Source organism: Variovorax sp. LG9.2 (assembly GCF_035018885.1).
Lineage (GTDB): Bacteria > Pseudomonadota > Gammaproteobacteria > Burkholderiales > Burkholderiaceae_C > Variovorax.
In genome coordinates this window covers 269,508-295,737 of record NZ_JASJXB010000003.1, presented here as the reverse complement: position 1 = coordinate 295,737, position 26,230 = coordinate 269,508, and the positions used below count along the sequence as shown (strand labels likewise).

The 26,230-nt window shown below is 63.2% G+C and carries 22 protein-coding genes; 10 read left to right on the top strand and 12 right to left on the bottom strand.

The window, feature by feature from the left end; translation table 11 throughout:
- Window positions 1–78 precede the first annotated feature (78 nt).
- On the top strand, window positions 79–1,824 hold the full coding sequence (locus QN413_RS04960; RefSeq protein WP_323495525.1) for a proline--tRNA ligase: 1,746 nt from the start codon (window positions 79–81) through the stop codon (window positions 1,822–1,824).
- The gene (locus tag QN413_RS04955) at window positions 1,821–2,537 is read left to right on the top strand and encodes a lytic transglycosylase domain-containing protein (RefSeq protein WP_323495524.1); all 717 of its coding nucleotides are present in this window, start codon (window positions 1,821–1,823) and stop codon (window positions 2,535–2,537) included. The genes QN413_RS04960 and QN413_RS04955 overlap by 4 nt, the downstream gene beginning before the upstream one ends.
- Window positions 2,538–2,564: 27 nt before the next feature.
- Here QN413_RS04955 and QN413_RS04950 read toward each other — a convergent pair whose 3' ends face one another.
- The 6 genes from QN413_RS04950 to hemA all read right to left on the bottom strand — a co-directional run bounded on the left by QN413_RS04950 (window position 2,565) and on the right by hemA (window position 8,365).
- Window positions 2,565–3,854: a hemolysin family protein gene (locus QN413_RS04950; protein ID WP_323495523.1), complete on the bottom strand. Its 1,290-nt coding sequence runs from the start codon at window positions 3,852–3,854 to the stop codon at window positions 2,565–2,567.
- A gap of 344 nt (window positions 3,855–4,198) precedes the next feature.
- Entirely contained in the window at window positions 4,199–4,705 is a 507-nt protein-coding gene (locus QN413_RS04945; RefSeq protein WP_323495522.1) for a cupin domain-containing protein, read from the bottom strand.
- On the bottom strand, window positions 4,702–5,028 hold the full coding sequence (gene grxD, locus QN413_RS04940; RefSeq protein WP_187054588.1) for a Grx4 family monothiol glutaredoxin: 327 nt from the start codon (window positions 5,026–5,028) through the stop codon (window positions 4,702–4,704). Before grxD ends, QN413_RS04945 begins: the two co-directional genes overlap by 4 nt.
- Before the next feature lie 34 nt (window positions 5,029–5,062).
- Complete coding sequence (gene prmC, locus QN413_RS04935) at window positions 5,063–5,890, bottom strand: peptide chain release factor N(5)-glutamine methyltransferase (protein WP_323495521.1); 828 nt, start codon at window positions 5,888–5,890, stop codon at window positions 5,063–5,065.
- Window positions 5,887–6,975, bottom strand: a complete 1,089-nt coding sequence (gene prfA / locus QN413_RS04930; RefSeq protein WP_323495520.1) for a peptide chain release factor 1 — start codon at window positions 6,973–6,975, stop codon at window positions 5,887–5,889. The genes prmC and prfA overlap by 4 nt, the downstream gene beginning before the upstream one ends.
- A 115-nt stretch (window positions 6,976–7,090) precedes the next feature.
- On the bottom strand, window positions 7,091–8,365 hold the full coding sequence (gene hemA, locus QN413_RS04925) for a glutamyl-tRNA reductase (RefSeq protein WP_187054591.1): 1,275 nt from the start codon (window positions 8,363–8,365) through the stop codon (window positions 7,091–7,093).
- A gap of 106 nt (window positions 8,366–8,471) precedes the next feature.
- On the opposite strand from hemA, the gene QN413_RS04920 reads away from it, so the two are divergent.
- Window positions 8,472–8,750, top strand: a complete 279-nt coding sequence (locus tag QN413_RS04920) for a hypothetical protein (RefSeq protein WP_323495519.1) — start codon at window positions 8,472–8,474, stop codon at window positions 8,748–8,750.
- 14 nt (window positions 8,751–8,764) lie between these two features.
- On the opposite strand, the gene QN413_RS04915 is transcribed toward QN413_RS04920, so the two are convergent.
- The 6 genes from QN413_RS04915 to ugpB all read right to left on the bottom strand — a co-directional run bounded on the left by QN413_RS04915 (window position 8,765) and on the right by ugpB (window position 16,163).
- Window positions 8,765–11,191: a DUF3772 domain-containing protein gene (locus QN413_RS04915; RefSeq protein ID WP_323495518.1), complete on the bottom strand. Its 2,427-nt coding sequence runs from the start codon at window positions 11,189–11,191 to the stop codon at window positions 8,765–8,767.
- A gap of 52 nt (window positions 11,192–11,243) precedes the next feature.
- Window positions 11,244–11,981: a glycerophosphodiester phosphodiesterase gene (gene ugpQ, locus QN413_RS04910; RefSeq protein WP_323495517.1), complete on the bottom strand. Its 738-nt coding sequence runs from the start codon at window positions 11,979–11,981 to the stop codon at window positions 11,244–11,246.
- Window positions 11,978–12,985 (bottom strand): sn-glycerol-3-phosphate ABC transporter ATP-binding protein UgpC, encoded by a 1,008-nt coding sequence (ugpC, locus tag QN413_RS04905; protein WP_323495516.1) that lies wholly within the window; start codon window positions 12,983–12,985, stop codon window positions 11,978–11,980. Before ugpC ends, ugpQ begins: the two co-directional genes overlap by 4 nt.
- 12 nt (window positions 12,986–12,997) lie before the next feature.
- Complete coding sequence (ugpE, locus tag QN413_RS04900) at window positions 12,998–13,849, bottom strand: sn-glycerol-3-phosphate ABC transporter permease UgpE (protein WP_323495515.1); 852 nt, start codon at window positions 13,847–13,849, stop codon at window positions 12,998–13,000.
- Window position 13,850: 1 nt separating this feature from the next.
- Window positions 13,851–14,732 carry a sn-glycerol-3-phosphate ABC transporter permease UgpA gene (ugpA, locus tag QN413_RS04895; RefSeq protein WP_323495514.1) on the bottom strand — a complete coding sequence of 294 codons (882 nt, stop codon included), beginning with the start codon at window positions 14,730–14,732 and terminating at the stop codon, window positions 13,851–13,853.
- Between the two features lie 120 nt (window positions 14,733–14,852).
- Window positions 14,853–16,163 (bottom strand): sn-glycerol-3-phosphate ABC transporter substrate-binding protein UgpB, encoded by a 1,311-nt coding sequence (ugpB, locus tag QN413_RS04890; RefSeq protein ID WP_323495513.1) that lies wholly within the window; start codon window positions 16,161–16,163, stop codon window positions 14,853–14,855.
- Window positions 16,164–16,342: 179 nt separating this feature from the next.
- Between ugpB and serA the strand changes: the two genes are divergently transcribed.
- The 7 genes from serA (at window position 16,343) to ubiB (ending at window position 26,217) form a co-directional block, all read left to right on the top strand.
- Window positions 16,343–17,572: a phosphoglycerate dehydrogenase gene (serA, locus tag QN413_RS04885; protein ID WP_323495512.1), complete on the top strand. Its 1,230-nt coding sequence runs from the start codon at window positions 16,343–16,345 to the stop codon at window positions 17,570–17,572.
- A 180-nt stretch (window positions 17,573–17,752) separates the two neighbouring features.
- Window positions 17,753–21,670, top strand: coding sequence for an FAD/FMN-binding oxidoreductase (locus tag QN413_RS04880; RefSeq protein WP_323495511.1), 3,918 nt, complete (start codon window positions 17,753–17,755; stop codon window positions 21,668–21,670).
- Between the two features lie 13 nt (window positions 21,671–21,683).
- Entirely contained in the window at window positions 21,684–22,097 is a 414-nt protein-coding gene (locus QN413_RS04875) for a DUF971 domain-containing protein (protein ID WP_323495510.1), read from the top strand.
- A gap of 90 nt (window positions 22,098–22,187) precedes the next feature.
- Entirely contained in the window at window positions 22,188–22,919 is a 732-nt protein-coding gene (gene ubiE / locus QN413_RS04870) for a bifunctional demethylmenaquinone methyltransferase/2-methoxy-6-polyprenyl-1,4-benzoquinol methylase UbiE (RefSeq protein ID WP_323495509.1), read from the top strand.
- A 31-nt stretch (window positions 22,920–22,950) separates the two neighbouring features.
- A complete protein-coding gene (locus tag QN413_RS04865) occupies window positions 22,951–24,012 on the top strand; it encodes a Tim44 domain-containing protein (RefSeq protein WP_323495508.1) in 1,062 nt (353 codons plus the stop codon).
- Window positions 24,013–24,070: 58 nt separating this feature from the next.
- Window positions 24,071–24,655: a hypothetical protein gene (locus QN413_RS04860; RefSeq protein WP_323495507.1), complete on the top strand. Its 585-nt coding sequence runs from the start codon at window positions 24,071–24,073 to the stop codon at window positions 24,653–24,655.
- Window positions 24,652–26,217 (top strand): ubiquinone biosynthesis regulatory protein kinase UbiB, encoded by a 1,566-nt coding sequence (gene ubiB, locus QN413_RS04855; protein WP_323495506.1) that lies wholly within the window; start codon window positions 24,652–24,654, stop codon window positions 26,215–26,217. The genes QN413_RS04860 and ubiB overlap by 4 nt, the downstream gene beginning before the upstream one ends.
- Window positions 26,218–26,230 lie beyond the last annotated feature (13 nt).

Sequence of the window (26,230 nt, the reverse complement as noted above, 5' to 3'; positions counted from 1 at the left end):
GTTACGCACGGCAAGCGACCGGTTTCGAGGGCTTTACCGGCCTTCTTCTTCCCTTTAGATCGTCCTGGCGCGCGCAAGATGAAAGCATCCCGTTTTTTTGTCTCCACCTTGAAAGAAGCTCCGGCAGACGCAGAGGTCGCGAGTCATCGCCTGATGATGCGCGCCGGCATGATCAAAAAGCTCGGCATCGGCATCTACACGTACATGCCGATGGGCCTGCGCGTGATCCGCAAAATCGAGGCGATCGTGCGCGAAGAGATGAACCGAGCCGGCGCCGTCGAGCTCGCGATGCCGGTGGTTCAGCCGGCAGAGTTCTGGCAAGAGAGCGGCCGTTTCGAGAAGATGGGCCCCGAGTTGCTTCGCATCAAGGATCGGCATGACCGCGACTACGTCGTCCAGCCGACCAGCGAAGAAGTGGTGACCGACATCGCGCGGCAGGAGATCCGCAGCTACAAGCAGCTGCCGAAGAATTTTTATCAGATTCAGACCAAGTTCCGGGATGAACGACGCCCGCGCTTTGGCCTCATGCGCGGACGCGAGTTCACGATGAAAGATGCGTACAGCTTCGATCGCGACCTTGACGCTGCCAAGCTCAGCTACAAGGCCATGTCCGATGCCTACCGCCTCATCTTCGATCGCTTCGGACTGCGCTATCGCGCTGTCGCTGCCGACAGCGGCGCCATCGGCGGCGACCTGAGCGAAGAGTTTCAGGTCATCGCCGCCACCGGCGAAGACGCCATCGTGTATTGCGCTGACAGCGACTATGCCGCCAACATGGAAAAGGCCGAGGCGCTGGCGCCAGCCGGCACTCGGCCAGACGCTTTCAATGCGCTCGCCAAGACACCTACGCCCGGTAAGAGCACCTGCGCAGACGTGGCGGAGCTGCTGGGCGTGCCGCTGTCCAGCACTGTCAAGACGCTGGTTCTGGCCACCGACATCGTCGACGCTACGGGCGACATCAAGGGCGCGAAAGTCTGGCTGTTGCTGCTGCGCGGCGATCACGACATGAACGAGATCAAGGTCGGCAAAATCGCCGGGCTCGACCAGGGCTTCCGCTTTGCCACGATCTCCGAAATCGACGATCACTTCGGCTGCAAGCCCGGCTACCTCGGTCCGCTGAATCTCAAGAAACCGCTCTCCATCGTGGCCGATCGCGAAGTGGCTGTCATGACCGACTGGATCACCGGCGCCAACCAAGTCGACTTCCATATGAGCGGCGTGAATTGGGGCCGCGACCTGCCTGAGCCCGACGTGGTGGCGGACATCCGCAACGTCGTCGCTGGCGATCCGTCGCCGGACGGCAAGGGCGTGCTGGCGATCGAGCGTGGCATCGAGGTCGGGCACGTCTTCGTGCTCGGCACCAAATACAGCAAGGCGATGAACGCCACCTTTCTCGACGAGGGCGGAAAGCCGCAATTTCTCGAAATGGGCTGCTACGGCATCGGCATCACGCGCCTGCCTGCCGCCGCCATCGAGCAGAACCACGACGAGCGCGGCATCATCTGGCCCGACGCGATCGCGCCCTTCACCGTCGTGGTGTGCCCGATCGGCATGGACCGCAGCGCCGACGTCAAAGCGACAGCCGAGTCGCTCTACGAAACGCTGCTGGCAGCCGGTGTCGATGTACTGATCGACGACCGCGGGGAGCGCCCCGGCGCCATGTTCGCGGACTGGGAACTGATAGGTGTACCGCACCGTATCGTCATCTCAGACCGCGGCATCAAGGAAGGCCAGTTCGAGTATCAGCATCGCCGGGACACAGCGGCGACGAAGGTGCCAGCCGGCGAGGCCGCTGCGTTCCTGAAAGCGCGACTGGCGGGATGAGCGGCCGCGCGCTGCCCGCGCCGTTGGCGGCGCGCACCGTTCCAGGCCCGGCGGCTTTGTCGCGGCGGCGTCTGGTGCTCGGCGCGTCGCTGGCACCCTTGGCGATGTCGATCCATCAGTCGGCCCACGCAGGCGCACAAATCGAAGAGCCGCTGATCGACTCCGTTCGAACGGCCTTGTCGTCGGCCATTCACAACAAGGCACCGCCGATCCCGGAATTCAGCGACACCGAATCGCGCCTGAGCTACCTTCGATGGCTAGGGGCCATGAGCGAACGCCTGTTGAAAAAAGTGCCGGACTGGCCGACCCGCAAAGAGCTTTTGCAAACGATTTGGTACGAATCCAAGCGGTCCGGGCTCGACGTCAGCCTGGTGCTCGGGCTAGTCCAGGTCGAGAGCAACTTCCGCAAGTTTGCAGTGTCGAGTGCCGGCGCTCGCGGCTACATGCAGGTCATGCCGTTCTGGACTCGCGTGATTGGCGACAGCGATCCGACCAAGCTGTTCCACATGCAGACCAACCTGCGCTTCGGCTGCGTCATCCTGCGCCACTACCTCCAGCGTGAGAACGGCGATTTGTTCATGACGCTTGGCCGCTATAACGGCAGCCGTGGTCGCTCGCCGTACCCGGATGCGGTGTTTGCCAACCAGCGCCCGTGGCTCTTCGCGGACCGTACACCCGACAAGATCCCGCCCGTCGCGCCGCCGCGCGGATAGTCGTCCCAGTCGTCCTGCGTTCCTGGATCAGGCTTTCTTGCTGACCAGCACTTGGTCCACGCGGTGGTTGTCGACGTCGACCACTTCGAACGCGTAGCCGCCCCAGTTCACGCAATCGGTGCGCTTGGGCACGCGGCGTAGCATCACCATCAGAAAGCCCGCCAGCGTTTCGTATTCGTCGGCGTGCGGCAGCGTATCGATGTGGAGCGCACGCATCACATCCTGCACCGGCGTCACTCCGTCGATCAACCAAGAGGTGTCGTCGCGCTTGACGATCTGCTGCTCCTCGTCTTGCGCACCGACGAGGTCGCCCATCACCGTGCTCATCACGTCGTTGAGCGTGATGACGCCGACCACCAGGCTGTATTCATTGACGATGATCGCGAAGTCTTCGTGCGCCTGCTGGAACTGTTCGAGCACTTCGGTCAGCGACAAGCGATCTGGGATAACCAGCGCCTTGTGCAGCGGCACGCCCTGGTCGAGCGCCAGCGGCTGGCCGCTCAGCACACGCTGGAACATGTCCTTGGCATCGACATAGCCGAGCACGTGATCGATATCGCCGTCGCACACCGGATACGCGGAGAAGGGTTCGGCCACGATGCGCGCACGCAGCACCGATTCAGGGTCGTCCTTTTGAAACCATGTAATGCGGTCGCGCGAAGTCATCACGCTGTGAACCAGTCGCGTGTCGAGCTCGAAGACGTTGGCGATCACCTGTTGCTCCCGCACCGCCAGCACGCCGGCCCGCGCGCCCGCTTCGGTCATCGCGAGAATATCGGCCGACGTGATCTTGTCGATGCGCTGCAGCGGAATGCCGAGCAGTTTGAAGAGCACATCCGTGCTGCGCGTGAAGAACCAGACGAGTGGCTTGAAGGTCGTGATCAGCACGCTCATCGGACCGACCATGCGCACCGCGAGGTGTTCCGGGTCGCTCATGCCGAGCCGCTTGGGGAAGAGATCGGCGAACACCAGGAACACCGCGATGATCGTCACGAACGAGGCCAGAAATGCGCCGGTCTTCGCTGCATCGGGCCCGAACCAGATGCCGAGCAAACGTTCGAAGAACGGGCTGAGCGCGCCTTCGCCCACCACGCCGCCCAAAATGGCGACCGCGTTAAGACCGATCTGGACCACGGTGAAATAGTGGCCCGGCTGCTCCTGCACTTTCAGCACTTGCTCCGCCCTGGCATCGCCTTCGTCGGCCATCTGGCGCAGCCGCAGGCGGCGCGATGCAGCAAGCGTGATTTCAGCAAGAGAAAAGAACGCGCTCGTCGCGATCAGAACGACGATGGCGAGCAGGCTTTGGGTCAGAGTCATGGCAAGTCTATGGAGCCTGCCATGGTGCCATCGAAACGGCGGGGCCCGGCGCCGGGTCTCGACCTACTGCGCGAAGCCGATGCGGCTTTTTCCAGTGGCTGCACGGGAAGCCGTGCCGGCTGTCTGCGGCACCCGCGTAGTTTTTTTACGATTCGCGCGGCAATGCCATCTACGTCGGGAAAACAGAAAAGCTGGACTTCTGGACGGAAGCAAACAATGCGCTCGCTCGGGACAGGAAGGAGCTGCAATGCGTTCGGCTCGTTGACCATCCCCGCACCAATGTCGCCTTCAAGCCGGCATTCCACACCTGAAATGAGCCAAACCCCGGGGCTCTGCCGAGTTGCTTACACCGCGCCTTGCGGGTGCGTCGGATCGATCCAGAGAACAGACTCCGGCTTTTCCACCGGTGCGATGTCGAGGTTGACGGCCACCGCCTCGCCGTCGCTTCGGCACAGCACGCATTCGAGTGCTTCTGTCGCGCTCGCATTGATTTCCTGGTGCGGCACGTAGGGCGGCACGTAGATGAAATCGCCTGGGCCGGCTTCGGCGGTGAACTCGAGGTGATCGCCCCACCGCATGCGGGCCTTGCCTCGGATCACGTAGATCACAGACTCGAGGTGCCCGTGGTGATGTGCACCGGTCTTGGCGTCCGCATGAATCGTCACCGTGCCGGCCCACAGCTTCTGCGCACCGACGCGGGCAAAGTTGATGGCAGCCGCGCGGTTCATGCCCGGCGTTTGCGCCGTGTTCACGTCGAGCTGATCTGCCTTGACGACGCGCACGCCATCGTGCTTCCAGGCCGGCTCGCCGTGCGGGTGCACGCGGCCGTCGCCTTCGTGTTCGTGGCTCAAGCCGCGCTGCCGTTCAACGCCTGTTGCAGCTCACCCGACTCGTACATTTCCATCAGGATGTCGGAGCCGCCGACAAATTCGCCCTTGATGTAGAGCTGCGGAATGGTCGGCCAGTTACTGTATTCCTTGATGCCCTGACGGACTTCCGGGTCGTCGAGCACGTTGACGGTCTTGAGCGACTTGGTGTCGACGCCCACGGCCTTCAGGATCTGGATGGCTCGGCCGGAAAAGCCGCACATCGGAAAGCTGGCGTTGCCCTTCATGAAGAGCACGATTTCGTTGGTCTTGACGAGGTCGTCGATGCGTTGCTGGGCGTCGGACATGGGGAGCTCCTTTATGGAATACGAGTTGAGGGGATTATTTCACCGTGCGCCAAACCCCGCCGGAGCAACGCGCGATGCCGGCGAGGTCATTCCGGCTTTGCACTTTGGCAAAGCCGCGCTCGGCCAGCAAGGCCCGTACGGCGGCGGCTTGATCGTGTCCGTGTTCGAGCAGCAGCCATCCACCTTCGGACAGGTGCGGCGGCGCGTCGCGCACGATGCGCCGCAGATCGTCGAGGCCGTCCGCGCCGGCGACCAGGGCGGCAATGGGCTCATGCCGCAGAGCGGCAAGGTGGCGGTCATCGGCCGCGATGTAGGGCGGGTTCGAGACGATGACGTCGTAACTGACCGCGGCGCCATCCAGCCAGTCGGCCTGAGTGAATTGCACCGCCAAGCGCAGCCGCGTGGCATTCGCTGCGGCCACTGCCAATGCATCGGCGCTGGCATCGATCGCACGCACCAACGCATCGGGCCGTGCGTGAGCCAGCGCCAGAGCGATAGCACCGCTGCCGGTGCCGAGGTCGAGCACGGTGGGTGACGCCAACGCGTCGAGCCGCTCCAGCGCCCAATCGACCAGCGTTTCAGTGTCGGGCCGCGGAACCAATACGCGGGCATCGATCTTCAAGGTAAGCCCGTGGAATTCCTTCTCGCCGACGAGATAGGCCAGAGGCTCGCCGGTCGCACGTCGGTCTAACTGCCGCGCGAAGGCCGGCCACCTCGATTCGGAAAATTCGTCGGTGTCGTGCGCCCGTAACCAGGCCCGGTCGTGTAGCGGGCGCCCGATCGCATGGAGCAAGAGCAGTTGCGCATCGAGCCGGTCGATGCCGAGTGCCAGCGCCGCAGCCAATGCCTGCGCGATCGTCATGCCGGCAGGCTCGATTCGAGTTCGGACAATTGCTCGGCTTCGCGTGCGGCTTGCAACGCGGCCAGCACGTCGCCCAGGTCGCCTTCCATGATCGCCAGCAGCTTGTAGAGCGTCAGGTTGATGCGGTGGTCGGTGAGTCGCCCCTGCGGAAAGTTGTAAGTGCGAATGCGATCGCTGCGGTCGCCGGTGCCGATCAGGCCCTTGCGCTCGGCCGCGTCCTTGGCCGCGCGCTCGCTGCGATCCTTTTCATGGATGCGGGCGGTCAGCACCTTCATTGCCTGGGCCTTGTTGCCGTGCTGGCTGCGGCCGTCCTGGCACTCGGCGACGATGCCTGTCGGAAGGTGCGTGATGCGCACCGCCGAATCGGTCTTGTTGATGTGCTGGCCGCCCGCGCCGCTGGCACGGTAGGTGTCGATGCGCAGGTCGGCCGGGTTGATCTTGATAGCCTCCTGTTCGTCCGGCTCGGCCAACACCGCGACCGTGCAGGCGCTGGTGTGGATGCGGCCTTGCGTCTCGGTCGTCGGCACCCGCTGCACCCGGTGGCCGCCCGACTCGAAGCGCAGCTGGCCAAACACATCGGTGCCGATCACGCGGACCACGACCTCCTTGTAGCCACCCAGTTCGCTCTGGCTTTCGCTGACGATCTCGCAGCGCCAGCCCACGCGCTCGGCGTAGCGCGTGTACATGCGAAGCAGGTCGGCCGCGAAGAGTGCCGATTCGTCGCCACCGGTGCCGGCGCGGATTTCGAGGAACGCGTTGCGCGAGTCGTCCGGGTCCTTGGGCAGCAGGAGGCGCTGCAGCTCTTCTTCGAGCTGAGCCAAATCGGCTTCGGCGCCTGCGATTTCGTCGCGCGCCATGTCGACCATTTCCGGGTCCGCGAGCATCCCGCGTGCGCCGGTAATGTCGGACTCCCTCCGCACATAGCGCGCATATCGGCCGGCGATTTGCGTGACCTCGGCATGCTCGCGCGAGATGGTGCGGTACTGCGCCATGTCGCTCATGATGTCTTCGCGCGACAGCAGAAAGTCGAGCTCCTCCAGGCGTAACGCATAACGCTCGAGTTGATGGCGCAGGAATGATTTCAAGGTGGAAAGACCAAAGGCAATAGGAAAAGGGGACGCCGCCATCGGCGACTGAAGCGGCTGCACTCGACAAATGCGCGCACCGCTGAACGGGCTATGGGCCCACCGACCAGCGTCGCTAACGCTCTTTGCGCAGGAACAGGCGCGAGATGGTCTGCGCAGTTTGCTCGCGCGCTGCGACGTCGCCGGCGTGAAGCTCGGTCATTGCGCCGTGCAACATCTTCTGCGTCAGCCCGCGCGCCATGGCTTCGAGTACCGCCTCCACCGGCTCGCCCTTGGCCAGCATCTTGCGGGCACGTGCCATCTCCGTCGCACGCCATTCATCGCTCTGTGCGTTGAGCTGTTGAATGAGTGGCACCGTACCGCGCTGGTCCAGCCACTGCATGAAGCTCTGGACGCCGGCGTCGATGATGACTTCGGCTTGCGCCACCGCAGCCTGGCGGTTGGCTTGGCCCTGCTGCACCACCTGCGCCAGATCGTCCACTGTGTAGAGGTACACGTCTTCGAGCGCCTTCACTTCGGGCTCGATGTCGCGTGGTACGGCCAGATCTACCATGAACATCGGCCGGTGCTTGCGTGCCTTGAGCGCCCGCTCGACCGCTCCGAGGCCGATCAGTGGCAACGTGCTCGCAGTGCAACTCACCACGATGTCGAACTCTGCGAGTCGACCCGGCAAATCGGCCAGGCGCATGGATTCGGCGCCGAAGCGTGCGGCCAGCACTTCGCCGCGCGCCTGAGTGCGATTGGCGATGGTGATCGACTTGGGCTCCTTCGCCGCGAAGTGCGTCACCGCCAGATCGATCATTTCGCCGGCGCCGACGAACAGTATCCGAGTCTGTTTCAGGTCTTCGAACAGTTGGCCGGCGAGGCGCACCGCAGCCGCCGCCATGCTGATCGAATGCGCACCGATCTCGGTGGCAGTGCGCACTTCTTTCGCGACCGCGAACGAGCGCTGAAACAACTGATTGAGCGTGCTGCCCAGCGCACCGGCCGTTTCGGCGGCGCGCACCGCATCTTTCATCTGGCCGAGGATCTGCGCCTCGCCAAGCACCATCGAATCGAGCCCGCTGGCGACGCGGAAGGCGTGACGCGCAACATCGTCGTTGTGCAGGGTGTAGGCATGCGAGCGAAGCAGGGCAGGGGCAACGCCGCCGCTTTGGGCCAACCAGCCCATCGTGTGGTCGAGCGCGATGTCGTCTGCTGCGGCGCAATAAATCTCGGTGCGATTGCAGGTCGAAAGGATCGCGGCTTCGATTTGGGGATGGCGACCAGCAGGGAAAGAGCTGCGCAGGCTCTGCAACGTCGGGGCCAACTGGTCGATCGCGAACGCGAAACGACCGCGCAGGTCGAGCGGCGCGGTCGTGTGGTTCAAGCCGAGAGCCCAGACTGACATAGCTGACAATTATAAAATTTATAGCGCCCCAGGGCGGGCGGTCTCCATGTGGCCGAGACTATCGGCGGTTTAGCCTACGCCGCCCCGCTTTTTTTTGATCTCCGCCGTGTCTCCATTTCAACTGCTCGACTCCCTGCTCAACTTCTTAGCGCCGGCCTTTTTCATCGCGCTGGTGCTGGCGTTGGCAACCCGCTTTTTGATGAGGCGACGAGCAGGAGCGCCAGGGTTCTGGACGCAGACAGGCATCAATTTCCTGGCGGGTATTGCGGTGATGGTGACCGGTCTGGTCATCTACGGCCATGACGGCATGATGTGGACCTATGGCGCCTTGGTGATCGTCTGCGGTACCGGTCAATGGCTGCTGGCCGGCGGTGCACGGCGATAGACGGAACCAGCTGGTCACGCGGGGCGCGGTCCCGGGTCCGGGCCTGGAACTTCGGCAGGTTGCGATGCGGAGGCTGGCGGCGCGACTGGCATCGGCGCAGCGGCATAGGCCGCCAGCGGCAATTGCGCCTTGTTCAGCTCGTCGAGGATCTTGAAGAGCAGGTCGCTCCGCACACCACCCGCCAACCTCGGGTTCTGCACATAGGCGATCAGCTGGAAGATCAGGAACCCGCCTTCGATGCCATCCAGCATGAGCGATGGTTCCGGGGTCGGCAGCACGCCCGGATGCTCACTGCAGGCCGACAGCATCACATCGCGCGCCCGGTGCGCATCGGTGGTCAACGGCATCGGCAAACGAATCAATACACGGCCCTCGGCGTTCGCCAGCGTCATGTTGCGGACGGTCTTGGTGATGAACTCCGAGTTGGGCACGATCAAGGTCGACCGGTCGCCCAACTGGATTTCGGTGGCACGCACGTTGATCCGCTTCACATCTCCTTCGGCCGTGCCCAGCACCACCCAATCACCTACTTTGACCGGCCGCTCCGCCAGCAGGATCAAACCGGAAATAAAGTTCTGCACGATGGCCTGCAGCCCAAAGCCGATGCCGACCGACAGCGCGCTCGCGACCCAGGCGATGCGATTCACACCGATGCCGAGCGCAGACAAGGCAAACGCGACCACCACGATCGTCCCGACGTAGCCAAGCAGCGTCGTGAGCGAACTGCGCATGCCGACTTCGAGGCTGGTCTCCGGCAGATAGCTGTTTTCGAGCCAGCGCTTGAACACGCGCAGCAAGACAAAGCCGATGAGCAACGCGGTGATCGCGCTCACGATGGCGCCCGGCACCAGCTGGAACTCGCCGACCTTCAGTCCGCTGCCATAAGTGCCGCTGCGCTGAAACACCTCGGCGGGGCTTGTGCCCAGTGGGGTGATGAGCGACACCAGCATGTAGAAGAAGAGGGCGACGCGGCCCAGCCCGGAAAGCACGACCGCGGCTTGGTCGAGCGTTTGCGGCTGCAGGTCGAAGGCCTTCTGCAGCCGTTGACCGAAGCTGCTCTTCGATGCGACGACCGCCATGAACAGGTCGTCGACGAACTTGAACAGCACGTAGAAGGCCATCGCCACGATGCCGGCCCATGTCAGCTGCGTGGCCAGAAAGCTCGCCAGCGCCACATACCCAAGCGCGACCAGCACCCATATCGCGACCGTCAACACGGCGATGGCGGCGAGCAGCAAACCGACCCACATCGGACGATCGGCAGGCTTGCCGGTCTCTGGGTCGGCTTCGGCGCTCAGGGGCTTGACGCGATGCAACACGATGGCGGTCAACGCGGTGAGCCCGAGCGCTGTGAGCACGTGCGTGGCAACCACCGCCGCGAAGCTCGCGTCGACCAGCGCATTGATGCGCGCCGGTGCCCACACCAGCGCCGCCACCACCGCGACGAACCAGGGAAGCGGAGCGAGACGCGCGGCGGCCGCTTCCGACATCGGCGGCAAGCGCCACGACGGTCGACCAGCCGACAAGAGCGCCCGCCCGAGGCTGATCACGAACGCGATGAAGATCAGCGACTGCACGACGCTTAGCGCCGCGGCCCGAGACTGCGGCGGCCACGACTCACGCTTGTCGAGCATGTAGAACGACCAGTGCGCGGCGATCGCGACCAACAGCACGTTGGTCGTCACGATGGCGATCACCAGCAGCGAACGGCGCAACCGGCCCACCGGAAGCACGCGCGCCGCCAGGCGCGCAAGGCCCTTCTCCGCCACCCAGTTGCCGAGCGTCGCGATCAGCAGTGCGGCCAACAGCACCGCGAGTACTGCGGCGCGGTGCGGTGGCTGGATCGCCAGCGCGACACCACGTTTGATGTTGCCGATCAGCTGGCCGACGCGCGCCGTGTCGTCGGGCCACGCATCGTGCAAGTCGTTCCAGAAATCGCTTCCGAGCGGTGAGGCGGCGCGCTCGGTGAGCTGCGCCTCGAACAGCGAACGACGCTGCGCCAGTAAGTCGCTGCCGCGCTGCTGTGAGTCGATGATGAGCAGCCGCGCAAGCCGGATGTCGGCATCGAGTCCGTTGCGCTCCTTGGTCAGCGCAGCACGTTGGCGCGTGATGTCGGGGTCTTCGGTCGCGCCCGCAGTCGGCGCGTTGCCGAGCTCGCCCAGCCGGGCATTGATATCTGCAAGCTGGCCGGCGTGCGACGCCACGAAAGCCTCGCCTTGCTGGCCGATGTCGTTGATCTCCGCCAGCCGCGCCCGAACCTCCTTCGCGTTGTCCAGCGTGGCGGGCAGCGCGTTGAGCTGCGCTCGCAGTTCGGCCACGCTCGGTTGGGGGTCGGCGGCCGCTGCGGGAGCGCTGTTGTCCTGCGCGTGCGCTGCGGCGCACAGCACCACGGCGAACAGAAGCGCCGACAGGCGAGAGATCCAGGTCTTGGTGCTGATCATTGAGCCTATTACACAGCGAGCCCTGCCGGCCAGACCGACGGGCTCGCTCCGGTCACGCTGCCGGACTGAAGAGGTCGATGCGGTCGGTGATGATGCCGTCGGTGCCCAGTGCCAGCAGACGCTGCACGGCCCAGTCGTCGTTGACGGTGTAGCTCAGGGTGCGCATACCGATCGCCTTGGCTTCGGCCACCGTGACGGTGTTCCACAAACCCTGGTTGCAGACGATGGCAGCGCAGCCCAGGTGAGATGCGGTGTCGAGCCAGCCATCGGTCAAGGTGTCGAGCAGCAAGCCGCGTGGCAGATCGGGCTGAGTGGTTGCAGCGCCTTCGAGCGCTTCGACCTGAAACGATGTCAGCAGCGGTGGGATGGCCGCGTCTTGCCAAAGACGAGCGGCATGCCAGGCCACGACTTGCCCCGTCTCGCGCTCGCTGCCGGGCGTCGGCTTGATCTCGATGTTGAGGAAGTAGTCGTTCGCCAGGCAGAAGCGAGCGACGCTCTCGAGCGTGGCGAGCGGTTCGCCGGCAAAGGCGCGCGAATGCCAGCTGCCGGCATCGAGCAGCGCCAGATCGCTCCACGGTAATTTGCCGCCGGCGCCCTGACCGCTCGTGGTGCGTTCCAGCGCCGCGTCGTGCATCAGAAAAGGCACGCCGTCGGCGCTCAGCTTGGCGTCGCACTCGAACATGCGGTACCCGTGCGCTGCACCGACGCGGAACGCGGCCAGCGTGTTTTCAGGCGCCAGCTGGCCCGCACCGCGGTGCGCGACCCAGCACGGATAAGGCCACTGTTTCAATCTGCGCGCTTCCCTGAGCCGGCATCGAACCAATGCAGCTTGTCTTGCCGCGCCGCGATCTTCACGGTGTCGCCGGCAACCGGTGGATGGTCGCCCTCGTCGGTACGCATGATGATTTGCTCGTCGCCGATGCGGCCGTACACCAGGCGCTCGGCGCCCAGCAGTTCGACCTGCTCGACCTGCACCGACCATCCGTTTTCGTCGAGCTTCATGTGCTCGGGCCGGATGCCGAGAATATGACCCGACCTGACGCCCGGTGCATGCCGCAGCAGGTTCATCGGCGGCGAACCGATGAAGCTCGCGACAAAGGTGGTGGCAGGGCGGTTGTAGACCTCTTCGGGTGTTGCGAACTGGTCCATCACGCCACCGTTCATCACGATGATCCGTTGCGCCAGCGTCATTGCCTCGACCTGGTCGTGCGTGACGAAGAGCGATGTGATGCCGAGCTCGCGGTGCAGCTTCTGGATCTCCAGACGCGTTTGAGCGCGCAGCTTGGCGTCGAGGTTGGAAAGCGGTTCGTCGAACAAAAACACCTGCGGTTGTCGCACGATGGCGCGACCCATCGCCACGCGCTGCCGCTGGCCTCCGGAAAGCTCGCGCGGCTTGCGTTGGAGCAGGCTGCCGAGTTCGAGAATTTTGGCGGCCTTGTCGACACGCGTCTTGATCTCGGGCACCGGCACCTTGGCGATTTTCAGGCCGTAGGCCATGTTGTCGAACACGCTCATGTGCGGGTACAGCGCGTAGTTCTGGAACACCATCGCGATGTCGCGCTCCGACGGCTCGAGGTCGTTGACCACGCGGTCCCCGATGCGGATTTCGCCCGCTGAAACTTCTTCGAGCCCCGCGACCATGCGCAGCAGCGTCGATTTGCCGCAGCCCGAAGGCCCGACGATGACGATGAATTCATGGTCGGCAACCTCGGCGCTCACGCCGTGGATAACCTGATTCGCCTTCGGCCCGATGCCGTAGCGCTTGATGACGTTGCGTAGTGAAAGAGAAGCCATATTTTCTTTGTCTTATTTTTCAGTGTCCACGAGGCCCTTGACGAACCACTTCTGCATCAAAACCACGACCAGCGCGGGCGGCAGCATCGCGAGGATCGCGGTCGCCATCACCACGTTCCAGTCGTTGGACGCGTCGCCTCCGGCCATCATGAGCTTGATGCCGACCACCACCGGGTACATGTCTTCGCCGGTGGTCGCCAACAGCGGCCAGAGGTACTGATTCCAGCCGTAGATGAACTGGATCACGAAGAGCGCCGCAATCGAGGTTTTCGACAACGGCAGCAGCACGTCGATGAAGAAACGCATCGGGCTCGCGCCGTCCATGCGGGAGGCTTCGGTGAGCTCGTCCGGCACCGTCATGAAGAACTGCCGAAACAGGAAGGTCGCGGTGGCCGATGCGATCAGCGGGACCGTGAGGCCGGCGTAGGTATTGAGCATGTGCAGGTTCGACAGCACCTGGTAGGTGGGCAGGATGCGCACCTCGACCGGCAGCATCAGCGTCACGAAGATCATCCAGAACACGATCTTCCTGAAGCGGAACCTGAAATACACGATGGCAAAGGCCGACAGTAAGGAAATGCTGATCTTGCCGATCGAGATGACCATCGCGGTCACGAAGCTGACCCACATCATGTGGGCCACCGGCGCGTTCGATCCATTGCTGGTTTCGCGGCCGAAGAGCGCCGACTTGTAGCTCTCCCACATGTGGCCGCCGGGCAGCAACGGCATGGGGGCTTGCACGATCTCCTGTGCCGTGTGCGTCGATGCGACGAAGGCCAGGTACAGCGGGAAGCCGACGATCAGCACGCCGAGGACCATGACGACGTGGGCCAGGATGCCGTGGGTGCCGCGTTTTTCGACCATGTCAGTAATTCACTTTCTTCTCGACGTAGCGGAACTGCACCACCGTCAGCGCCACGACGATCACCATGAGCACGACGGACTGCGCGGCGGAGCCGCCCAGGTCCATCGCCTTGAAGCCGTCGTGATAGACCTTGTAGACGAGGATCGAGGTGTCTTGGCCTGGGCCGCCTTGCGTGGCCGCATCGACGATCGCGAAGGTGTCGAAGAACGCGTAGACCACGTTGATGACCAGCAGGAAGAAGGTGGTTGGCGTCAGCAAGGGGAACTGCACCGTCCAGAAGCGGCGCCACGGTTTGGCTCCGTCGATGGCCGCGGCTTCGATCAACGATTTCGGGATCGACTGCAGGCCTGCCAGGAAAAACAGGAAGTTGTACGACAGCTGCTTCCAGATGGCCGCCATCACGATCAATGCCATGGCCTGGCCCGAATTGAGCAGATGGTTCCAGTCGATACCGAACTTGCCCAGCGCATACGACACCACGCCGAGCGAGGGCGAGAACATGAAGACCCACAGCACTGCGGCCACCGATGGTGCGACCGCGTACGGCAGGATGAGCATCGTCTTGTAGAACATGCCGCCACGCACGATGCGGTCTGCGAAAACGGCCAGCATGAGTGCCAGTGAAATACCGATGCTGGCGACCAGTACCGAGAAGAAAGCCGTCGTCTTGAAAGACGCCGCATAGCTCGGGTCGGCGATCAATTGCCTGAAGTTGTCGAAGCCGACGAATTCGATCGAGGTGCCGAACGCATCCTGTTGCTGCAACGACTGAAAAACGGCTTGGGCGGCCGGCCAGAAGAAGAACACCAGGATGACCACCGCCTGCGGCAGGATCAGCAGCCAGGGCAGCCAGCTCGATCGAAAGACGACGCGTTTTTCCATGGGGTCCCTTACGTAAAAATCCCGCCCGGCCGTCCTGAGAGAAGGACCAACGGGGCGGGCGATATTAGCCGGAGCCGGGCACGGCGCCGGACGCGGGCCCGGCGAGGACGACCGCGAGAGTCAGCTCTTGTTTGCCTTCTGGAAACGCTCGAGTTGTTCGTCGCCGCGCTTGACGATTTCGTCGAGCGCTTCCTTGGCGGTTTTCTTGCCGTTCCAGACCTGTTCGAGCTCTTCGTCCTCAATGGTGCGGATCTGCAAGTAGTTGCCCAGGCGAATGCCACGGCTCTTGTCGGTCACCTTGCGGATCATCTGCGTCACTGCGACATCGGTGCCCGGCTTTTCCTTGTAGAAACCCGACTCTTCGGTCAGCTTGTAGGCCGCCGTGGTGATGGGCAGATAGCCTGTGCGCTTGTGGCTGGCCGACTGCACTTCGGGTTGCGAGAGGAAGGTGAAGAACTTGGCGACGCCCTTGTACTTCTCCGGCGTCTTGCCCGACATGACCCAGAGGCTGGCGCCGCCGATCACGGTGTTTTGCGGTGCGCCCGGTACGTCCGGGTAGTAGGGCAGCGGGGCCAGTCCGTAGGCGAACTTTGCGTTCTTGGCGACGTCGCCATAGAAGCCGGACGAGGTCTGGATCATGGCGCACTCACCCGAGGTGAACGACGCTTGCGGCACGCTGCTGCGGCCCTTATAGACGAACAGGCCCTGCTTGGCCATGTTGGCCAGGTTCTCGATGTGGCGCACATGCAATGGCGAGTTGACCTTCAGGCGCGCGTCCAGGCCTTGCAGTCCGTTGCTCTTGCTCGCGAACTCGACGTTGTGCCAGGCCGAAAAGCTTTCGAGCTGGGTCCAGTTTTGCCAAGCGGTGGTGAACGGACATTTGTGGCCGCTGGCCTTGAGCTTGGCGGCGGCGGCCACCACTTCGGGCCAGGTGGTCGGCGCCTTGTCGGTCGGCAGGCCGGCCGCTTTGAAGGCGTCCTTGTTCCAGTAGAAGATGGTCGTCGAGCTGTTGAACGGAAAGCTCAACATCTGGCCGTTCGGCGCGGTGTAGTAGCCCGCCACCGCAGGAACGTAGCCGCTCGGATCGAACTTCTCGCCGGCGTCCTTCATAATTTTTCCGACCGGCACGATGGCGCCCTTGCTGGCCATCATCGTCGCTGTGCCGACTTCGAATACCTGCAGAATGTCGGGAGCGTTACCGGCGCGAAAAGCCGCAATGGCCGCGGTCATCGACTCGGCATATTCGCCCTTGAAGGTCGGGACGATCTTGTATTCCTTCTGGCTTTCGTTGAACTGCTTGGCCAGATCGTTGACCCATTCGTTGTTGACGGCGGTCATCGAATGCCACCACTGGATTTCGGTTTGGGCGTGTGCCGTGTGGAACAGCGTGGCGGCCAACGCCGAAACCAAGGCGAGCGTCTTGAATCGCATGAAGACTCCTGAAAATTGGGAAAACGAAGGGGCGGATGCTAGGTCATCTTTGTGACGGTTCCGCGTTGCTGTTTGTCGCATGGAAGACTTGCTGCAACCAGCCGGGGAAACCCTTTTTGAAGCGCCGCCATCCCGACCGGAGCCCTGCTTGCTGCGATGCACCATGCTAGCCTTTAGATATGAGCAAGACTTCCCTCGACAAAAGCAAAATCAAGTTCCTTCTGTTGGAAGGCATCCATTCTTCGGCACTCGAAGTGATCCGCGGCGCGGGGTACACGCAAATCGAAACCGTGCCCAAGGCGCTCCAGGGCGAGGAGCTGAAAGCCAAGCTGGCCGACGTTCATTTCCTGGGCATACGCTCGCAAAGCAAGCTCACGGCCGACGTGCTGTCGGCGGCGCCCAAGCTGGTGGCGGTGGGGTGCTTTTGCATCGGAACCAACCAGGTCGATCTGAATGCGGCCCGCGAGCGTGGTGTGGCGGTGTTCAACGCGCCGTATTCGAACACCCGCTCGGTCGCAGAACTCGTGCTTGCTGAAGCCATTCTTTTGCTGCGCGGCATCCCCGCCAAAAACGCGCTGGTGCATCGCGGCGGATGGATGAAGTCCGCCGCCAACTCGCATGAAATTCGCGGCAAGACGCTCGGCATCGTCGGCTATGGGTCGATCGGCACGCAGTTGTCGGTACTGGCCGAAGGGCTGGGAATGCACGTCACGTTCTATGACGTCGTGAGCAAGTTGCCGCTGGGCAATGCGCGTCAGATTCCGCAACTGCACGACCTGCTGGCGCAGAGCGACATTGTGAGCCTGCATGTTCCGGAGTTGCCGTCGACGAAATGGATGATCGGGCCAGCCGAGATCGCCGCGATGAAGCCGGGCGGCATTCTGATCAACGCGGCGCGTGGCACGGTGGTCGATATCGATGCGCTGGCCGAGGGCATCAAGAGCCAGAAACTCTGGGGCGCGGCCATCGATGTGTTCCCGGTCGAACCTGGCAGCAACAACGAAGAATTCCAGTCGCCGCTGCGAGGTCTGGACAATGTGATTTTGACGCCGCACGTAGGCGGCTCGACGATGGAGGCACAGGCCAACATCGGCGGCGAGGTGGCTGAAAAGCTGGTCAAGTACAGCGACAACGGCACCTCGGTTTCGTCGGTGAACTTTCCGGAAGTGGCGCTGCCGGCGCATCCGGGCAAGCACCGTCTGCTGCACATCCACCATAACGTGCCGGGTGTTCTGTCGGAGATCAACAGGATCTTTTCGGACAACCACATCAACATCGCATCGCAGTTTCTGCAGACAAATGAAAAGGTCGGGTACGTGGTGACGGACATCGATGCGGCTTCTTCGGATCTGGCTTTGGAGAAGTTGGCGCAGGTGCCTGGGACCATTCGAAGCCGGGTGTTGTTTTAGTTGTCGTCGGTGGGGAGCGTTTTTGTCGATGGTTGGCGGGTGGAAGCTCTGCTGCTGCTCCCCTCGGAAAGCGGGGTCCGCGCAAACATCGGACGCGAAGCGCATCAACACCACCGCTGACCTAAAATCACAGCCCCGGCAAGAGGGTGCGCAGCGCCCGACCGAGGCCCACTTTCCCCGATGAATGCACCGACCGCTTTGACTGCGTTGTTGTCGCAGGCCGCAGAGCCCGCACGATTGCGTGAGATCCCGTACAACTACACCAGCTTTTCCGATCGCGAGATCGTGATTCGCCTGCTGGGCGAACGCGGCTGGGAGTTGCTGCAGAACCTGCGATCCGAGCGCCGCACCGGCCGCTCCGCGCGCATGCTTTATGAAGTGCTCGGCGACATCTGGGTCGTGCAGCGAAATCCATACCTCGTCGACGATCTGCTCGACAATCCGCGCCGCCGCGGTCAGCTGGTCGATGCGTTGAACCACCGGCTGACCGAGGTCGGCAAGCGCCGCACTCCTGATGTCGATGCCGAGCGCGACGCGTTGGTTGGCGAACTCACCGCGCTGGTGAGTCACGCCATCGTAGCGTTCGACGCCATGTTCCGCGATGTCGCCGCCTTGCGTCGTAAAGCCACCCGCGTGCTGCGCCGACTGACAGCCAAAGACAACATCAAGTTCGACGGACTCTCGCGCGTGTCGCACGTGACCGACGCGACCGATTGGCGGGTCGAGTATCCCTTCGTCGTGCTGTGCCCGGACACCGAGGCCGAGATGGCGGGCATGGTCAAGGGCTGCATCGACTTGGGCCTGACCATCATCCCGCGCGGCGGCGGCACTGGCTACACCGGCGGCGCGATTCCGCTGACCTGGAACAGCGCGGTCATCAACACCGAAAAGCTCGAAGCCATGACCGAGGTCCAGGTGATCGCGCTGCCCGGCCTCGACGCGCCAGTGCCGACGGTCTGGACCGAAGCCGGCGTGGTGACGCAACGCGTCGCCGATGCGGCCGAGCGCGCGGGCTACGTGTTTGCGGTCGACCCGACTTCGGCCGAAGCCTCGTGCGTCGGCGGCAATGTCGCGATGAACGCGGGCGGCAAAAAGGCCGTGCTGTGGGGCACCGCGCTCGACAATCTGGCTTCGTGGCGCATGGTGACGCCACAGGCCGAGTGGCTCGAAGTCACGCGCATCGGCCATAACCTCGGCAAGATTCACGACGCCGAAAACGCCGTGTTCGATCTGCAGTATTTCGCCGCCGATGGCACCACCAAACTGCGCAGCGAGCGCCTGACGATTCCGGGCAAAACTTTTCGCAAGGAAGGCCTCGGCAAGGACGTGACCGACAAGTTTTTGTCGGGCCTGCCGGGCATCCAGAAAGAGGGCTGCGACGGGCTGATCACCAGCTGCCGCTGGATCGTGCACAAGATGCCGGTGCACACGCGCACCGCGTGTCTGGAGTTTTTCGGCAACGCCAAGGACGCGGTGCCCAGCATCGTCGAGATCAAGGACTTCATGTTCGCCGAGCAAAAGCGCAGTGGCGTGCTGCTGGCCGGCTTGGAGCATCTGGACGATCGCTACCTGAAGGCGGTCGGCTACGCCACCAAATCGAAGAAGCACGGTGGCTTGCCGAAGATGGTGCTGTTCGGCGACATCGCCGGTGACGACGCCGACGACGTGGCGCGCGCCACCTCGGAAGTGGTGCGCATCGCCAACTCGCGCAACGGCGAAGGTTTCATCGCCATCAGCCCGGAAGCGCGCAAGAAGTTCTGGCTCGACCGCAAGCGCACGGCCGCCATCAGCAAGCACACCAACGCCTTCAAGATCAACGAAGACGTGGTGATTCCGCTGCCGCGCATGGCCGAGTACACCGACGGTATCGAGCGCATCAACATCGAGTTGTCGCTGCAGAACAAAATCGCATTCGCGGATGCGCTGGAAGCGCTTTTTACGCGCGGTAGTCTGCCGCTCTGCAAGACAGACGACGCCAACGACATACCTTCGGCAGAACTGCTCGAAGACCGTGTGGGCCAGGCGATCGATCTGGTCCGAGAAGTGCGCGCGGTGTGGGCCGGATGGCTCCAAAGCGTCGATGCGCTCTTCCCACAGTTGCAGGACCATTCGTTGCGCGCCAGCTGGAAGACGCAGATCCGTCTGCCGCTGCAAAGCATTTTCACCGGCGCGGAGTTTCAGCCGATCCTCGACGAGTGCAACGCCATTCACCAGCGTGTGCTCAAGGGCCGCGTGTGGATCGCCCTGCACATGCATGCCGGCGACGGCAACGTACACACCAACATCCCCGTCAACAGCGACAACTACGACATGCTGCAGACCGCGCACGCCGCGGTGGTGCGCATCATGAAACTGGCGCGGGATCTGGACGGCGTGATCTCGGGTGAGCATGGCATCGGCATCACCAAGCTGGAATTCCTGACCGATGAGGAACTGCAGCCGTTCACCGACTACAAGATGCGGGTCGATCCGGAAGGGCGGTTCAACAAGGGCAAGCTGTTGCGCGTGACAGCGCAGAGCGCGCTCCACGCGGACCTCACCAACGCCTACACGCCGAGCTTCGGTCTCATGGGCCATGAGTCACTGATCATGCAGCAGAGCGACATCGGCGCCATTGCCGATTCGGTCAAGGATTGCCTGCGCTGCGGCAAGTGCAAGCCGGTCTGCGCGACCCATGTGCCACGCGCCAACCTGCTCTATTCGCCGCGCAACAAGATCCTCGCGACCTCGCTGCTGGTCGAGGCCTTTCTGTACGAAGAGCAGACGCGGCGCGGCATCAGCCTGAAGCATTGGGAAGAGTTCGAAGACGTGGCCGACCACTGCACGGTTTGCCATAAGTGCCTGTCGCCGTGCCCGGTCAACATCGACTTCGGCGAGGTCTCGATGAACATGCGCAATCTGCTGCGCAAGATGGGGCAGAAGAGCTTCCGGCCCGGCAACGCAGCGGCGATGCTCTTTCTGAACGCGACCAATCCGCAGACCATCAAGGCGATGCGCGTCGGCATGGTCGGTATCGGCTTCAAGGCGCAGCGCCTGGCAAACGACCTGTTGCGCCGCGTCGCGAAGAAGCAGACCGCCGCGCCGCCATCGACGCTAGGCCCGGCACCGATCAAGGAACAGATCGTCCACTTCATCAACAAAAAGATGCCGGGCGGCCTGCCGAAGAAGACCGCGCGGGCGCTGCTCGACATCGAAGATGCGGACTACGTGCCGATCATTCGCGACCCGAAGACGACGACGTCGGAAACCGAGGCCGTCTTCTACTTTCCGGGGTGCGGATCGGAGCGATTGTTCTCGCAAGTCGGCCTCGCAACGCAGGCGATGCTGTGGCATGCCGGTGTGCAAACCGTGCTGCCGCCGGGTTACCTGTGTTGCGGCTACCCGCAGCGCGGCAGCGGCCAGTTCGACAAAGCCGAGAAGATGATCACCGACAACCGGGTGCTCTTCCACCGTGTGGCCAACACGCTCAACTACCTCGACATCAAGACAGTGGTGGTGAGCTGCGGCACCTGCTATGACCAGCTGCAGGGCTACCAGTTCGACAAGATCTTTCCGGGCTGCCGGATCATCGACATCCACGAGTACCTGCTCGAAAAAGGCATCACGCTGGCGGGTGCGGTCAATGGCGCAATGAACGGTGCCAAAGATGGCGCGGCAGGCGGCTACCTGTACCACGACCCTTGCCACAGCCCGATGAAACTGCAGGACCCGATGAAGACCGTGAGAGCGCTGGTCGGCAACGCAGCTGGAGACAACGTGCTGAAGAACGACCGCTGCTGTGGCGAATCGGGCACGCTCGGTGTCACGCGGCCCGACATCTCCACTCAGATCCGCTTTCGCAAGGAAGAAGAACTGAAAAAAGGCGAGACCGACTTGCGGGCGACCGGCACGGTCGCGGCACAAGGCAACGTCAAGATATTGACCAGCTGCCCAAGCTGCCTCCAAGGCCTTAGCCGCTATGGCAACGACCTGAACAACGGCTTGCTCGAAGCAGACTACATCGTGGTCGAAATGGCCAATCTGATCCTCGGCGCAGACTGGCTGCCGAACTACGTGGCCGCGGCCAACCATGGCGGCATCGAGCGCGTACTCGTATGAACAGGAGTTTCTGATGGCAGGTTTGAAGGTCGGCGCACCGACGCCAGAATCGATCACCGTGCATGGCCAGTCGCGCGTGCTGGAGGTCGGTTTCTCGGATGGGGCGAGCTTCCGGATTCCGTTCGAGCTGATGCGTATCTATTCGCCGTCGGCGGAAGTGCAAGGTCACGGGCCGGGTCAGGAGGTGCTGCAAACGGGCAAGCGCGAGGTGACGCTGGTCGAACTCGAATCGGTCGGCAACTACGCGGTCAAGCCGGTGTTCAGCGATGGGCACGAGTCCGGCATCTACTCATGGGACTTGCTGTACGAACTGGGCGCTAGGCAGGACGACTTGTGGGCTGAGTACGAGCGTCGCCTTGCCGCTGCGGGTGTCGATCGCGATGCACCGATGCCCGGCAAGGGCGGCCATGCCTGCGGCAGTCATTGACGCTCTGGGATCAGTGTCACTGAGGCAGTAGCCATTGGCTTTGCGGGGTCGTCGTCTTGATGTCAATGCTTCCGCCCTAACATCGGGCGCATGAGTACCACCCATTTCGGCTACGAGAAGGTCGACGAGAAAGAGAAAGCCAGTCGCGTGCGCGGCGTTTTCGACTCGGTCGCGACACGCTACGACCTCATGAACGACCTCATGTCGGGCGGCCTCCATCGCGCATGGAAGGCCTACACCGTGATGGTCGCCAACGTCGGTGAAGGCTCCAAAGTGCTCGACATCGCGGGTGGCACCGGCGACCTCGCACTTGCGTTTGCCAAGAAGGTCGGCGCAACCGGCGAAGTGGTACATACCGACATCAACGAAGCCATGCTGCGCACTGGCCGCGACCGCCTGCTCGATGCCGGCGTCGCATTGCCGACGATGGTGTGCGATGCAGAAAAGCTCCCGTTTGCCGACAACCATTTCGACGTCGTGACCGTGGCGTTCGGTCTCCGCAACATGACTCACAAAGACGTGGCACTGAAGGAAATGAACCGCGTGCTGAAGCCGCGCGGCAAGCTGCTGGTGCTGGAGTTCTCGAAGGTCGCCAAGCCGCTCGCCAAAGCCTACGACTGGTATTCGTTCAAGGTGTTGCCGGCCCTCGGCAAACTGGTGGCGGGCGACGACGCGAGCTATCGCTACCTTGCCGAATCGATCCGGATGCACCCCGACCAAGACGACCTCAAGACCCTCATGAAAGAGGGCGGTTTCGGGCACGTGGACTATCACAACATGACTGGTGGCGTGGTTGCCTTGCATGTTGGAATCAAATGTTGAAAAGGCGATTTTTCGCCGAAGAGGAGACGATATGAACAAGCTATGGACGGTATTGGTTGCAGGCGCCCTGGTGCTGGGCAGCGTGCAGGCCGACGCGGCTCGACTGGGCGGCGGCGGCAAGTCTTTCGGGCGCCAGTCGGGCAACGTGACGCAGCGTCAGGCGACCGTGCCGGCTACGACGCCAGGCTCGCCTGCGGCGCCGGCGCAGAACGCCAGCCCGACGGCACCGCGTCCGGCCACGCCCACGCCCGCCGCTGCGGCACCGAAGCGCCCTTGGGGCGCCATGCTCGGTGGCCTCGCCGCAGGTCTCGGCCTGGCGTGGCTCGCGCACTCGCTCGGTCTCGGTGCCGGCTTCGGCAACATCCTGATGATCGGCCTACTCGTGCTGGCAGCCGTGGTCGCATGGCGCATGTTCGCAGCCCGTTCGCGCAACGGCGCATCGGCTGGCGGTAACCGGCAGGGCGGTCTGGCTTTCGAAGGCGCAGGCGACCCGGCCAATGTCAGCACCCCGGTTCAGTACAGCCCCGGCAACGTCGGCAACGACGCATCGGCACGTCCTTGGGAGCGTCCTGCGCCCGCTGCTTTCGATGCGACGCCGGCTTCGTCCGGGCTTGGTGGCAGCAGCTTGTCTGCCGCTGGTGCGGCAGCCGGTGCAGCTGGTGGCAGCATGATCGGTTCAGCACTGGGCGGGTCTCAGTCGTGGGGCATCCCGTCCGGCTTCGATGTCGACGGCTTTCTCATTGCGGCCAAGCGTAACTTCGTGACCCTGCAAGATGCCTGGGATCGTACCGACGTGTCCATGCTGCGCTCGATGATGACGGACGACATGGTCGAAGAAATTCGCACCCAGTTGGCCGATCGCGCCGGTCACACCGGTGGCGCATCGAACAAGACCGACGTGGTCGCGCTCGACGCCAAGCTGCTCGGCATCGAAGAAATGCCCGACGTCTACCTGGCCAGTGTCGAGTTCTCTGGAATGATCCGCGAAGACGCTTCTTCCGGGCCAAGCCCATTCCGCGAAGTCTGGAACATGACCAAGCCGACCAGCGGTACCAGCGGCTGGCTCGTGGCTGGCGTGCAAGCCCTGCAATAGCCGACGGCCTACGCGCTGGCGGCTCACTCGAGTCGCCCGCTCACGCAATAATGGGGACATGGTCAAACCGTCGTCCCCATTCGCTTTTCTGAATGATCTGCTCAACCGCGTCGGAAGTAGATTGCAGCCGCCGCCGTGGGCCGTCCACGAGGTGCAACACCGCGCCGTTCTGTTCCTCAACCACGTCCTGCAACAAGAGCCCGAAGCTCAGCAGCGAGTGTTGCGGCAGCAGGGCAAAGTGGTGCAGTTTCAGTGGCGCTTTGTCAAGATGGCCTTGGTCGCGACGCCGGCCGGCCTGCTCGACTTGGCTGCCGAAGGCGCCGTGCCCGACCTCACGCTCACACTGACCGAGGCATCGCCTTTCGACCTCGCCCGTACCACCTTGAGCGGCGATAAGCCGCCGGTGCAAATCGTCGGCGACGTGCAACTGGCGGCAGAAGTCAACTGGCTGGTCGACCATGTGCGCTGGGACGTCGAAGACGACTTGGCGCGCGTCATTGGCGACGTGCCGGCACACACGGTCAGCAATGCGGCGCGCCGCGGGGTCCAGGCCTTGCGCAAGTTCGTTGGCGACCGCCGCGCCGCCACCGGCGCAGCCCCGGGCACCGACGCGGGCAGCGTCGGGCCCTCAGGCACCGCATGAGTCGTTTCTATCGGGGCATCTTCATCGTCTGGGTGGCACTGCGCTACGGCCTCGACGAGATGGTGCTGACGAGCTTCAAGAAGCCTTGGCTGGGCGTCCTCGCGCGCATGATTTCGGTCGGCCGCAACCTCGATGCACCTCGCGGTCAGCGCTTGCGCGAGGCACTCGAGCGTCTCGGGCCGATCTTCGTGAAGTTCGGGCAGGTGCTGTCGACCCGGCGCGACCTGCTGCCGCCAGACATCGCCGACGAGCTGGCCTTCCTGCAAGACCGCGTGCCGCCGTTTGCTTCGTCGATCGCGATTGCGACCATCGAGCGGGCGTTCCGGCGGCGGGTGAGCGACATCTTCGTGCAGTTCGACGAGACGCCGGTCGCCAGCGCGTCGATCGCGCAGGTGCACTTTGGCAAGGTGCTACTGCGCGACGGCACGTTGCGCGAGGTCGCGGTCAAGGTGCTGCGGCCCAACATGCGCGGCATTATCGAAAAGGACCTTGCGCTGATGGCCATGATGGCGGGCTGGCTGGAGAGCCTGTCGGCCGACGGCAAGCGGCTGAAGCCCCGCGAAGTCATCGGTGAGTTCGACAAGTACCTGCACGACGAGCTCGACCTGGTGCGCGAGGCGGCCAATGCCGCCCAGTTGCGTCGCAACATGGTCAAGCTGGAGCTGGTGATGATCCCGGAGATGTTCTGGGATTTCTGCCACCCGGAAGTCATCGTGATGGAGCGCATGACCGGCGTGCCGATCGCACAACTCGACCGAATCCGGGCGGCCGGTGTCGACATTCCCAAGCTGGCGCGCGATGGCGTGACCATCTTTTTTACCCAGGTATTTCGCGATGGCTTTTTCCATGCCGACATGCACCCCGGCAACATACAGGTCAGTCTGGAGCCGGCAACCTTCGGACGCTACATCTCGCTGGACTTCGGGATCATCGGCACGCTGACCGAGTCCGACAAGGAGTACCTGGCGCAGAACTTCGTCGCGTTCTTCCGGCGCGACTACAAGCGGGTGGCGGAGTTGCATCTGGAAAGTGGCTGGGTGCCCGAGGGCACACGCATCGACGAACTCGAAGGCGCGATCCGTACCGTGTGCGAGCCGTACTTCGATCGGCCGTTGCGCGAGATCTCGCTCGGCATGGTGCTGATGCGGCTGTTCCAGACCTCGCGCCGCTTCCACGTGGAGATTCAGCCGCAACTGGTGCTGCTGCAGAAGACACTGCTCAACATCGAGGGGCTCGGTCGCCAGCTCGATCCTGAGCTTGATCTGTGGGCGACGGCCAAGCCGTTCCTCGAGAAATGGATGGTCGACCAGATCGGCCCGCGCAAGCTCTTCGAGCAGCTCAAAGCAGAGGCGCCGCGCTACGCCAAGCTATTGCCGCAGCTGCCACGGCTTTTGCACGACTACCTGGAAAATCGCCCCGCCGACCATCGTCGCGAGCTGATGGAATTGCTGGCAGCGCAGAAGCGCACCAACAAGCTTTTGCAGGCGATCGTCTACGGTGGCATGGGTTTTGTATTGGGTCTGCTCGCCATGCAGTTGTTGCTGCGGGTACGGATTTTCTAGAGGAGAGCTAGCC